This window comes from Parabacteroides sp. FAFU027, assembly GCF_022808675.1.
GTDB lineage: Bacteria > Bacteroidota > Bacteroidia > Bacteroidales > UBA7332 > CAXXIC01.
In genome coordinates this window covers 196555-210169 of sequence record NZ_JAKZKV010000008.1, presented here as the reverse complement: position 1 = coordinate 210169, position 13615 = coordinate 196555, and the positions used below count along the sequence as shown (strand labels likewise).

Annotated in this window: 6 protein-coding genes and 2 pseudogenes; all 8 read left to right on the top strand. The window is 48.4% G+C overall.

Annotated features, from left to right (window positions below):
• Positions 1–83: 83 nt before the first annotated feature.
• Positions 84–713: pseudogene (locus MLE17_RS13530) on the top strand (corrinoid protein); the annotation flags it as partial.
• Between the two features lie 154 nt (positions 714–867).
• Positions 868–3132, top strand: a complete 2265-nt coding sequence (locus MLE17_RS13525; RefSeq protein ID WP_243349241.1) for an alpha-xylosidase — start codon at positions 868–870, stop codon at positions 3130–3132.
• 225 nt (positions 3133–3357) lie between these two features.
• A pseudogene (locus MLE17_RS13520) lies at positions 3358–4416 on the top strand (cobalamin-binding protein); the annotation flags it as partial.
• Between the two features lie 80 nt (positions 4417–4496).
• Positions 4497–5561, top strand: coding sequence for a Gfo/Idh/MocA family protein (locus MLE17_RS13515; RefSeq protein WP_243349240.1), 1065 nt, complete (start codon positions 4497–4499; stop codon positions 5559–5561).
• A 153-nt stretch (positions 5562–5714) separates the two neighbouring features.
• Positions 5715–7286, top strand: coding sequence for a sodium:solute symporter family transporter (locus tag MLE17_RS13510; protein ID WP_243349239.1), 1572 nt, complete (start codon positions 5715–5717; stop codon positions 7284–7286).
• A 531-nt stretch (positions 7287–7817) separates the two neighbouring features.
• Positions 7818–9941: an amylo-alpha-1,6-glucosidase gene (locus tag MLE17_RS13505; RefSeq protein WP_243349238.1), complete on the top strand. Its 2124-nt coding sequence runs from the start codon at positions 7818–7820 to the stop codon at positions 9939–9941.
• Between the two features lie 223 nt (positions 9942–10164).
• The gene (locus tag MLE17_RS13500; RefSeq protein WP_243349237.1) at positions 10165–11253 is read left to right on the top strand and encodes a glycosylase; all 1089 of its coding nucleotides are present in this window, start codon (positions 10165–10167) and stop codon (positions 11251–11253) included.
• Positions 11254–11574: 321 nt separating this feature from the next.
• Positions 11575–13602, top strand: coding sequence for a glycoside hydrolase family 127 protein (locus MLE17_RS13495; RefSeq protein WP_243349267.1), 2028 nt, complete (start codon positions 11575–11577; stop codon positions 13600–13602).
• Positions 13603–13615: the final 13 nt, after the last annotated feature.

Genomic DNA, 13615 nt, shown 5'->3' with positions numbered 1-13615 from the left:
GATGGAGCAGCCATTTTCCCCCTTGACTACTTATAACGACCTCTTACTCCCTCTTACTCCTTAAAACAATAACTATGGCAGACTTACAAAATCTTTACGAAGCAATCCTCGCCGGCAAACTCGAACCGGCGGTAGAAATTACCAAAGAAGCGATTGCAGAGGGCGTAGCACCTCAGGAAATTATCAACGGCTACATGATTAAGGCGATGGAAGAAATCGGTGCACGTTTCGGTGCCGGAAAAGCTTTCGTTCCCCAGTTGCTGATGTCGGCGCGTGCAATGAAAGGTGCGCTCGAACTGTTGAAACCACTTCTAAAAGGTGACCCAAATGCGATGATTGGCAAAGTGGTTATCGGTACGGTGAAAGGTGACCTCCATGACATCGGTAAAAACCTAGTAGCATCCATGCTCGAAGGTTGCGGATTCGAAGTGGTAAACATCGGCATCGACATTCCTGCCGAGAAATTCGTGGAAGTGGTGAAAACCGAGCAACCGAATATCCTTTGCATGTCAGCATTGCTGACCACTACGATGGGTTACATGAAAACGGTGATTGACGCATTGGTTTCAGCCGGTGTCCGTGACCAGGTAAAAGTAATGGTAGGTGGCGCTCCCGTGAATCAGAAGTTCGCGATGGAAATCGGTGCCGACGGCTACTCTGAAAATGCCAACGAAGCGGTGACCTGTGCGAAAGGGCTGCTGGGCGTTTGCTAAATAAAAGTTAGGAGTCAGTGTAGTTATAGGTAGTCACATGTAGTAAAAGTAGGAATTGCACTTCCCTTTGCTACAATAACTACCTCTGACTACATTAACTACTCTAACTACATTTACTCCCCATAACTCCTTTTTACTCCTTAAACTAAATCTCATGCGACAAACACACAACTATACCGTCGATTTCCTCGATTTCGACCCCGACGGGAAAGGCAACGAACGCCTCTGGCGTGCCTGCAAACCCGCTGCAATCACGACCGCTGCGAATGGCGACCTGCTCGTGACCGTACCTTTTCAGGCACAAAAGCAGACTACCGAAATCGCTGCCGATACCACCATTCCAAGAAAAGATTACACCCTTCGTCTGCGTGCTTACGGCGATAAGATTCTTCGCTTCTCCATCGGCATAGATGAAGAGGTGGCCGAAGAGTCGCTGATGCTGGAGCTTGACCCGGCGTTGACCATCCATCCTCTTTCTTATGAAATCAAGGGTGAAACCTGGGTGGTTACCGATTTCAAAGGCGTAAAGAAAGCCGTTTTCGACCTTTCCAATCCCGTACTCGACCACTGGAGCGACCTGCTTCCCGCACCCGATGAAACACTCAACGTAGTGTTTTATCCCGACGGCAAAAAGGCAGTTCCCATCAGTGCTTACGACCAGTTTCAGCCTGCCCGCCACGATGCGATGGCGCTGGCTTTCGTGGAAAAAGAGGGAGTGGCAGACCGCATGACGACCGCTTTTCATGCCGCTGCTGATGAAATCTTTTGCGGCACCGGCGAACGTTTTGCCAAGCTTGACCTTTCCGGCAAAACCCTGCAACTTGAAAATCAGGACGGTCAGGGCGTAAACAGCCGCCGTACCTACAAGAATATACCTTTTTACCTTTCGGGAAAAGGCTACGGTGCATTTATGCACACTTCGGCTTATACCAAACTGTCACTCGCTGACATCTCTACCCGTTCGGTGCAGTGGATGGTGGAACAACCTTGCGTGGATCTGTTCCTCATTGGCGGTGATTCGCCAGAAGAAATCCTTCGCGGTTATCGCCAGTTGACCGGCTTCCCGACCATGCCTCCGCTCTGGAGTTTCGGAACGTGGATGAGCCGCATGACCTACTTCTCAGCCGATGAAGTAGAGACTATCTGCAATCGACTTCGCAAAGAAGATTATCCCTGTGATGTGATTCACCTCGATACCGGTTGGTTCAAGACCGACTGGCTCTGCGAGTGGAAGTTCAACGACGAACGTTTCCCCGATCCGGAAGGATTCATCAAAGGGCTAAAAGATAACGGTTTCCGTGTGAGTCTGTGGCAGTTGCCCTACATCGCGTTTGCCGCCGAACAGTTGAAAGAGGCGGTGGATAACAACTACATCTGCAAGGTACAGGGCGAACGCGCTACCGATGGTTCAAACTTCGGTGCGCTGGATTATGCCGGAACCATTGACTTTACCTATCCCGCAGCGGTGGAGTGGTACAAAGGGTTACTCAAAAAACTCCTCGATATGGGCGTGGTCTGCATCAAGACCGACTTCGGTGAAGACATTCACCTCGATGCCGATTACCATTCGATGGCGCCGAAGTTGTTGCACAACCTTTATGCACTGCTTTACCAGAAAGCCGCTTACGAAATCACCAAAGAGGTGGTGGGTGACGGCATCGTGTGGGCGCGTGCCGGCTGGGCAGGATGCCAGCGCTACCCGTTGCACTGGGGTGGTGATGCAGCCTGCTCGTGGGACGGATTGGCCGGTTCGCTGAAGGGCGGCTTGCACCTGGGACTCTCCGGATTCGGATTCTGGAGCCACGATGTGCCGGGCTTCCACAGCGTACCCGACTTTATGAACTCCGTGATTTCGGATGAATTGTATGTCCGCTGGACACAGTTCGGCGTGTTTAGTTCGCACCTCCGCTACCACGGAACTTCAAAACGCGAACCGTATGAATTCCCCAATATTTCGGGTATCGTACGCAAATGGTTGAAACTACGTTACGCATTGATTCCTTATTTATTGGAACAAAGTAAGAAGACAACCGAAACCGGTTATCCGGTATTGCGCGCCCTGATTTTCCATCATCTGGATGATAAAATGTGCCAGCATATCGACGACCAATACTACTTCGGTGACGATATAATGGTGGCTCCGGTGATGAATGACCACAACCACCGCGATATCTATTTACCCAAAGGACAATGGGTGAACCTATTTTCCGGTAAATTCTCCGAAGGCGGTCACTGGCTTCACAACTACGAATGTCCGCTCGACGAAATGCCGGTGTGGGTAAAAGCCGGAGTGAAGCTTTCACTTTACCCTGAAGCGGTAAGTTGCACCGACGAGATGGATATGGAGAAAGTCATTAAGGTGAAGATGGACGAAAGCTTCCACGGAATCTTCAAAACACTGTCTTATTTAGAGAAATAAAGATTTGTATCACAGAGGGGCACAGAGAATAAGCACAGAGAACCACAGAGAACTAAGCTCTGTTGCCCTCTGTGAAAAATACTCTGTGTTTCTCTGTGATATAAAAACAGAAAAATATTGTCGCAGATGAAAAAAGAGGGCAGAACAATGAATCGCAGAGATTTAACTCCGTGGCCCTCTGTGAAAACTCTCAGTGTTTCTCTGTGATACAAAAAACAATATACCATGCAAACCTGGAAATCAAACTTCGAAGAAACCAAAAAGCATTACCTCGACTGGTGGAGCGGCAAAGGCATCGTTCTCAGCATGTGGGAACACCTGCAAAAAGAGGGCGCACCTTACGAAATAGTACCCGAACCCGCAGCGGCAAAGGACATCAATCAATATTGGTTTGACCCTGCCTGGCGGGCGGATAACCTGCACTATCAACTCTCAAAGAGTTCTTTCAAAGCCGACATTTTGCCGGTTGCTAATACCCATTTGGGACCGGGCTCGCTGGCCGCCTGTATCGGCGCCGACCTGGAAGGTTTGCCAGATTCTATCTGGATTAACCACCGGGAAGATTTGGGCGACAATATTCTTTTCGATGAAAATAATCCGTGGTTTAAGTTGCATCTGGAGCTGCTCCGTAATTGCCGTGCGAAAGCTGATAACCGCTATCTGGTAGGCTGCCCTGACTTGGTGGAAGGTCTTGATACACTGGCCGGGCTGCGAGGAACCGAAGCCGTGCTGATGGACATGATTATGCGCCCCGAAGTGTTGGAACAGCAGTTGAAACAGGTGAATGAAATCTGGTTCAAAGTATTTGACCAAATCTACGATGTTATCAATGTGGATAAAGAGATGGCCTTCTGCTATTTCTCCATCTGGGGACCGGGCAAGGTGGCTAAGCTGCAATCGGACATCTCCATTATGATTTCGGAAGATGATTTCCGTCAGTTTGCACAGCCTTATTTACGGGAGCAATGCCAGAAGCTGGATTACTCACTCTACCATCTTGATGGGGTAGGAGCTATCCGCCACCTGGATGCACTGCTCGAAATCAAAGAACTGAACGCCATCCAATGGACGCCTGGTGTGGGTGAACCGCAAGGCGGAGACCCGCGTTGGTACGACCTGTACAAACGGATTATTGCCGGAGGAAAATCCATCATGGCCAACTGGGTGACTCTTGATGAGCTGGAGCCGCTGTTGGATAATGTCGGCAACCAGGGATTGCACATCAACGTCGATTTTAAATCGGAAAAGGACATTGATGCGGCGTTGAAGATTATTGAAAAATACCGATAAACCCTGTAGAGACGAGGTCTGTCTCGTCTTAATATTCAAACGAGGCCTGCCTCGTCTTCAGATTCAATATAATCATGAAAAAAATAGCAATTCTAGGTCTCGGTGAAGGCCGCAGCACCATGTCCGCTGCATTACAAAGTGACAAACTGGAGCTTGTTAAAGTGTGTGACAGGAACGAAGAGTTGTGTAAACATCGCGCCAAGGAGTTCGATTTTCACCAGTACACAACAGAATATCAGGATTTGCTTAGCGATCCGGAGATTGATATTATTGCCATTTACACACCGGATAAGTTTCATGCCGAACACATCAAGATGGCGTTAGAGGCTGGCAAAAATGTGGTGTGCACCAAGCCGTTGATTGACGATTTGGCCAAAGCCAAAGAGTTGCTGGAGCTTTGCGAAAAGAGCGGCAAGAGAGTCTTCGTTGGCCAGAGCAGCCGTTTCTTCGAACCGATGAAACGCCAGCGTGCAGACTTCGAAGCCGGGGAAATCGGCGAATTGGTGACTGTGGAAGCTTATTACCACGCCGACCACCGTTGGTTTCTGGGTAAAGGCTGGTCATTGGAAAAAGCCTTCAAGTGGTTATACGGTGGCATGAGCCATCCGGTGGATTTGGTACGTTGGTATCTGCCCGACATCGAAGAGGTGATGGGCTACGGAATGCTCAGCCCTAACGGTAAAGCGGGTGGATTGAAGAACAACGACACGATGCACTTTATCTTCAAGGCGGCCGATGGTCGCGTGGCTCGTGCAAGCGGCGTCTATACCGGGCCGGTGCAGCCGACGGTGCGCGACAGTGAAATGAGCTGCATTCTCCGCGGAACGGAAGGTTGCAGCCAGGGTGACTACATGGATTTGCGCTATGCCATCACTACTAAAACCGGAGAAGAGAAACTGATCACTTTTGACCATAAACTGAAACATTTCTTCCGTTTCGAAGGGAAATCACACCATGCCGGAGAGTATCAAAACTACCTCGAGTATTTCGTGGATTGCCTCGAATCAGGTAAAACCGCTTATCCTGACCTGAAAGAGGGTATCGGAACTGTTGCGGTCATGCAGGCAATGGATCTTTCCATGGAACTTGGCCGTCCGGTGAAGATTAAAGAGATTCTGGAGAAATATGATCTTTTGTAGAGACGCAAGATTTTGCGTCTCATGATCGTCAGTAATCTATTTTTTGATTATCGTTTTGATAGAGACGCAAAATCTTGCGTCTCTACTGCAGTGCATTACATATAATATTAACCGCTAGTGACGTCGTGTCACATGAAATCATTTACCAAAAACATGAATAACCTACTGAGTCATTTTCAGACATTAGATTACATTATTATTGCCGTGTATATGTTGGTTCTGATCGGGATCGGCTATTGGGCGAGTTTTATCAAAAAGAAAAAAGAGAACGAGAATATGTTCCTTGCCGAGCACTCGCTCGGTTGGCCGGCTATCGGACTGAACATGTGGGGAACCAATGTGGGCCCCTCTATGCTGTTGGCATCGGCGAGTGCGGGATACACGACCGGAATTGCATCCGGTAATTTTGCCTGGTACGCCTTTATCTTTATCCTGATGCTGGCGGTGGTTTTTGCGCCGCGTTACCTGGGGGCGAAGGTTTCGACGTTGCCTGAATACATGGGAAAACGCTTCGGACAGTCCACCCGTCACCTGCTCGCGTGGTACACATTGATTACTATCCTGATTTCTTGGCTTTCGCTCGGCCTTTTTGCCGGGGGAATCATGGTGAAACAGCTTCTTGGCATCCCGATGTGGACATCCATTATGATTATGGTGGTGCTGGCAACGGCACTGACGGCTGCCGGTGGTTTGAAGGCGATTGCCTACACCAGCGTTTTCCAGATGCTGTTGCTGATTGCCGTTTCACTGACATTGACATTAATCGGTCTTTATAAAGTAGGCGGTCCTTCTGAACTCTTCCATCAAACGCCTTTGCATTACTGGAATCTTTTCCTGCCCAATTCCGATAAAGACTTCCCGTGGTTAGCCATTGTGCTGGGCTATCCGGTGATGGGAGTCTGGTTTTGGTGTACCGAGCAGTCGATGGTGCAGTCGGTATTGGGTGCGAAGAGCCTCAAACAGGGCCAATTGGGCGCAAGCTTTATCGGTTGGTTGAAGATACTCGATGTGCCTTTGTTTATCCTTCCCGGTATCCTTTGCTTTGTGCTGTTTCCGCATTTGACCAACCCCGATGAAGCTTATCTGGTGCTGGTGACCAACCTCTTCCCGATGGGGATGAAAGGGCTGATTATCGTGGTGCTTTTGGCGGCATTGGTGGGGAATGTGGGTTCGTCGCTCAACTCCGTGAGTACTGTTTATACGATGGATATTTACCTGAAAAAACATAAACCCAATGCCACTAATGCCGAGATTATCAAAATCGGTCGTTGGGTGACTGTTGTAAGTGCCATTGTGGCGGTGGTCATTGCGTTGGCCATTGACGGAATCAAGGGATTGAATCTCTTCAACGTTTTCCAGTCGGTGCTGGGCTTTCTGGCTCCGCCGATGACGGTGACTTTCCTCTTTGCCGTATTGTGGAAAAAGACTTCGCGCAAAGCCATCAACTGGGTGTTGACGGGGGGGACTGCATTCTGTCTTATTATCGGTATTTTGTACTACTTTAAGGTGATATTGACCGGTCTGCACTTCATGTATCTGTCGTTCTTCCTCTTTGTCCTGCTTTCCGTTTTCGTCATCATTTATTCTTTATTGGAAAGGAAAAAAGAAGAAGAGGTCAGCGCTCTTCAGTTCACTCCGATGAAGACCGCTTTTGCAGTGAGAGCTTCATGGATTATACTGAGCATTGTGATGGTGGTGTTGTATTTTATTTTCAATAATCACTAAGAAAACCCGCCCTGCGATCAAAGTAACCTTTGCAGAGACGGCGATTTATCTCGTCTCAGTATATAATAAAACCAGACAGATTTCCATATCTCGTCTGGTTTTTTTGCGTCAACAATAGTTGAAAGCCAGCCGACAACTCCCGGCAAGCTTTCAACAAAGGTTGAAACCCTGCCACGGGTTGAAGGCAAACTTTCAACTATTGTTGGAAACCTGTCCGCGCTTCGTGGCTACCTTCCAACAAAGGTTGAAACCTTGTCCTCGGTTGTCGGGAGACTTTCAACATTAGTTGACAGCTTCCCGACTTCTCATCTGATAATATCTGATGGTTTATTCCCAATTTCTGCCTATAAATGCTTCATCTTCGATGTAATTTCGTAATGTGGAATGGTGTGGGGGTTCTAGCCGTAAACCTCCAAAAACCTCCAAGGTTTTCGAAACCTTGGAGGTTTGGTACTCGACAATATATTAAAATCAAATACAATGAAATGTTTCAGTAAACTTTCACTTCTCCTTTTATTATTCGGAATGTTTATGCCCGGAATAATCTCCGCCCAAAAAGCCACCTGGATGTGGTATCCCGGTGACTTCGAAATCTGGCTCGGTAATGAAATGCAGAACCGCCGCACCGAAAGGGGCGCTTTCTTCCCTCCGTTTTGGAAAATGGACAGCCACTACGTGCTGATTGATTTCCACAAAAATTTCGAACTAACAGCTCCCGAGGAGATCGAGATAGCGGTGGAAGGCCGTTACAACGTAAAGCTCGACGGCAAACTGGTTTTCGGTTCGCCTACAAAAATGACCATCCCTGCCGGTAAGCACCAGCTCAATATCAAAGTGCACAATCAGACCAATGTGCCAGCCGTTTACATCAAGGGAAAAACCTTGGTGTCGGATGACAGTTGGCTCTGTACCTACGAAGACAAGGAGTGGATTGACGAATCAGGCAAGGCTTCCGACCAGTCGGGAACCATCTTCCTCAATGCCGCTACCTGGAACTTTGACGATGCACAAACTCCTCCCTCAAAATATCAATTGGCTCGCAAAGCCATTTCCGCTAAGAAAGCGGAGAAAAGCGGCAAGTCGCTGGTTGTTGATTTTGGCAAAGAGACTTTCGGCTATGTGAAGCTCCACGGACTGAAAGGAAAAGGAACAGTCAATGTCTATTACGGAGAATCGCGTGAAGAGGCATTGGCTACCGGAACCTGTGAGACGCTTGACCGCAAAAATATAGACAGCGCGCAACCTGCAACATTGACGTTGGAGGGTTCACGCGCTTTCCGTTACGTGAATGTGGAATGCGACGGTTCGGTGCAGCTCGATTCTGTCTCGATGGATTACGAATACCAACCATTGACCTACAAAGGAAGTTTCCGTTGCAACGACAATCAGATTAACAAAATCTGGGACGTGGCGGCTTACACCATGCACCTCACTACCCGCGAATTCTTCATCGACGGTATCAAGCGCGACCGCTGGATTTGGTCGGGCGATGCGTACCAAAGCTACCTGATGAACTACTACCTCTTCAATGATGATGCAACCGTAAGACGAACTTTATGGGCTTTGCGCGGCAAAGATCCCGTGACCAGCCACACCAATACCATCATGGATTATACCTTCTACTGGTTCCTCGGAATTTACGATTACTACCAGTACACCGGCGATGAAAAATTCATTGCGCAGGCATATCCGCGCATGGTGTCGATGATGGATTACGTGCTGGGACGCCGCAATGCGAATGGCATGTTGGAAGGACTGGCCGGTGACTGGCAGTTTATCGACTGGGCGGATAAGCTAAGCAAAAAAGGAGAGGTGAGTTTCGAGCAATTGCTCTTTACCCGCAGTCTCGAAGCCATGTCCACCTGTGCCCGCATTGCCAATGACAAAGCCGGTCAGGAGAAATACGCAAAACTGGCCGCTGATATGAAAGATAAATTCTTCAAAACCTTCTGGTCGGAGGATAAGAAAGCCCTTATCCACAACCGGGTGAATGGCCAGTTGACTGACAATGTGACCCGTTACTCCAATATGTTTGCCATCTTCTTCAACTATTTCACCGAAAAACAAAAACAGGAGGTGAAGCAGTCGGTATTGCTCAACGATAAGATTCAAAAAATCACCACGCCTTACATGCGTTTCTACGAATTGGAAGCGTTGTGTTCGATGGGTGAGCAGTCTTATGTATTGAAAGAGGTGAAGGATTACTGGGGCGGCATGCTCAATCTCGGTGCGACCTCTTTCTGGGAAGAGTACAATCCTGCGAAGAAAGATGCCGACCACTATGCGATGTACGGTCGTCCGTTCGGAAAAAGCCTTTGCCATGCCTGGGGAGCCAGCCCGATTTATCTTTTGGGTAAATATTACCTCGGTGTGAAACCGACCTCTCCAGCTTACCAAACTTACCTGATTGAGCCGAAACTCGGCGGCCTGCAATGGATGGAAGGTGATGTTCCAACGCATACCGGTAAAATCCATGTCTATTGCAACACCAAAGAAATCAAGGTGAAATCAGATACCGGAACCGGTACGCTCCGCATCAACAGCAAATCGAAACCTTCCAGCAAAAGCGCGACTATCGTAGCCAAAGGCAACGGTGTCTTTGAAATGACTGTGGAGAAAGGAAAAGAGTATCTGGTGAAATATCAGGCGAAATGATTTAAACGCAAAGTCGCGAAGACGCTAAGGGTAAGAATCCGATTAAATTTGCAATTGTCATCCCGCACTTGATGCGGGATCTCTCAATCAGATAAAGGTTCAATCTATATGTAACTGCGTTTTTGAGATCCCGTGTCAAGCACGGGATGACATCGCGAAGTTTTGTTGGGGATTCAATAAACCTTTGCGTCTTAGCGCCTTTGCGTTCAATTAAATAGGAACAATGAAAAGAATAATCACTCTCACCGCAGCCCTTGTGCTGCTCACCTCCTTCTCTTTCGCCCAAAATCGAGTACCCAAAGAGGTGATGAAGAAAGTCTTTCAGGAAGTCAAAACCCCGTACAAGTACGGTCTGGTGATGGTTCCCGAAAACAACAATCTTCGCAACGACTGTCCCACCATCTTCCGCAAAGACGGCAAGTGGTACATGTCCTACTTCGAGTTTGACGGCAGAGGCTACCAGACCCATCTGGCCGAGAGCGATGACCTGCTTCACTGGAATAAGCTGGGACAAATCTTCCCGTTCGGACCAAAAGGAGCTTGGGATGAAAACCAGCGCGGCGGTTACGTCAGCCTCGTGGATATTAAATGGGGTGGAGGCTATAAAGTGAGTAAATACGACAACAAATACTGGATGTCCTACATCGGTGGCGATACCCCCGGCTACGAGCAGGGTGATCTCGGCATCGGCATTGCCACCACCGACGATGTCACCGCTCTTAAAACATGGACACCACTGCCCAACAATCCCATCTTTACCCCCAACGATAAGGACGTAAGCTGGTGGGACAACATGGTGCAATACAAGAATCTGGTGATCGAAGACAAGAAAAAAGTTTCCGGCTACCGCTTCCTGATGTACTACAACGCCCGTGGTGACAGCATGAAAACCAAGGAAAAACGAGGAGCTGAGCGTATCGGACTGGCCGTCTCCAACGACATGGTCAATTGGAAACGCTACGGCAAAGAACCGTTGCTAAACCATCACACCGGCATCACTGGTGATGCTCAGATAGCTAAAATCGGTAACGTGTACGTGATGTTCTACTTCGGCGCCTTCTGGAAACCGGCTGCCTTCGAACGCTTCGCCTGCTCCTACGACCTCGTCCACTGGACCGACTGGGAGGGTGAAAACCTCATCTCACCGTCGGAAGATTTCGATATACAGTTTGCCCATAAGCCCTATGTGATAAAATGGAAAGGCATCGTATATCACTTCTATAACTCGGTGGATAAGAACGACCGCCGCGGCATAGCCGTGGCGACTTCCAAAGACCTCAGAAAGAGTACGATGAGGTATCCGGAGAAATGATATTCGTAGGGGCGACCCTTGTGGTCGCCCTCTTTGTATCCCGCCAAACCTCCAAGGTTTTCAAAACCTTGGAGGTTTTTTAGTATCATTCTTTTCCCGTCAATTCACAACCCTCTTTTGATAATTCCTACAGGGCAAAAATCCATTCTCCCTATAATTTTGTAATGTGTATTGGTTTGGCTAAACCTAACAGGTTTTCAAAACCTGTTAGGTTTGATCCAGTACAGGAAAATCGGTGAAAATCGATTCAAATCTGTGTCATCAGTGTGCCAAATAAGCAATTAATCAAAAACCAATCTATAAAACTCAACAATGAACAAACTGAAAAACATTACCCTGGGGATGCTCCTTTGCACCTCAGCGATGATGGCTCAGAAAGCGAAGCCTTACTCCAAGAGTCTGGCCGATGACTCAAACAGTAAATTTGCGAAAGTGTGGAACGTCGATATGGATGCCGTGAAATGGACCAACGGCTTCTGGGCCGACCGCTTCAACATCAGCAAAGACACCATGATCTTCGACATGTGGCGCGTGCTCAAAGACCCAAATATCAGCCACGCTTACCGCAACTTCGAGATTGCAGCTGGCGTGCAGCAAGGCGAACACTTCGGTCCTCCCTTCTTTGATGGAGACTTCTACAAATGGTTCGAATCAGTAGCTGCCGTTTACACCATCACCCATGACCCTAAGCTCGACAAACTGATGGATGAGATCATCGGTGTGATCAGCAAATGCCAGCGCGAAGACGGTTACATCCATACGCCGGTAATCATCAAAGAGCGCAAGGAAAAGAAAAGAACCGAATTTGAAAACCGTCTGAACTTTGAGACCTACAACCTCGGTCACCTGATGACAGCGGGCTGCGTGCACTATCGTGCTACAGGCAAAAAGACGTTGTTCAACCTGTCTGTTAAAGCGACTGATTACCTCTATAATTTCTACAAACGTTCGTCTCCGGAGCTGGCGCGCAATGCCATCTGCCCGTCGCACTACATGGGCGTGGTGGAGATGTACCGCACCACCAAGGATCCGCGTTACCTCGAATTGGCAGAGAACCTGATCAACATCCGTGGTCTGGTGGAAAAAGGAACCGACGACAACCAGGACCGCATTCCTTTCCGCAAACAGATGAAAGCGATGGGACACGCCGTTCGTGCGAACTACCTCTATGCAGGTGTTGCCGACATCTACTCTGAGACCGGTGAAGATTCATTGATGACCTGCCTGAAATCCATCTGGAACGATGTGACCAACCGTAAAATGTACATCACCGGTGCGTGTGGTGCGTTGTACGACGGAACTTCACCAGACGGAACATCATACGAGCCCGATTCAGTACAGAAAGTACACCAGTCTTACGGTCGTGCCTTCCAGTTACCTAACCACACCGCCCACAACGAATCGTGTGCCAACATCGGCAACATGTTGTGGAACTGGCGCATGTTCCAGCTCACCGGCGATGCGAAATACACCGACATCGTGGAAACTGTACTTTACAATAGCTTATTGGCTTCATTGAGCCTTGACCAGAAACGATATTTCTACACCAATCCGTTGAGCGTAAGTGCAGACTTTCCATACAAAATGCGTTGGTCGAAAACCCGCGAAGATTTCATAAGCTGTTATTGCTGTCCACCGAACATCGCGCGTACGATGGCTGAAGTTCAGGATTATGTGTACAGTGTATCAGCGAAAGGTGTTTATGTGAATCTGTACGGTGGAAGTGCGCTTTCATCTGAACTGAAAGATGGATCGAAAGTGAAATTGTCACAAAGCACAGACTATCCGTGGAATGAAAAGGTGACCATCAATGTTGATTTGGCTCCGAAAAAAGCATTCTCCATCTTCCTGCGTATTCCGGGCTGGTGTAACAAAGCCACTTTGTTGGTAAACGGCAAAGCGGCTGACGTGAAACTGGTTTCCGGTCAATATGCTGAAATCAACAACACGTGGAAAAAAGGCGACAAGCTGGAACTGACCCTCGATATGCCTGCGAAACTGATGGCTTCAAATCCGTTGGTGGAGGAGACCCGCAATCAGGTTTCTGTAAAACGTGGTCCGGTGGTTTACTGTCTTGAAAGCAAAGACATCCCGGCCGGTACTAAATTGGCAGATATTGCTGTTCCGGCTTCGATTAAGTTGACTCCGAAAGAAGTTACCATCGATAATAGCCGCATGATGAGCCTCGAAGGACAGGCGATCTGCACACCTTCAGGCGACTGGAGCAACAGCCTTTACAAAGAGATTCCGGCTGATGTGAAAAAGGTTCCGGTAAGCTTCGTGCCTTACTATGCCTGGGGTAACCGAGGCAAAGCGGACATGGAGGTTTGGGTACCGTTAGCACGATAAATAGATTATAATT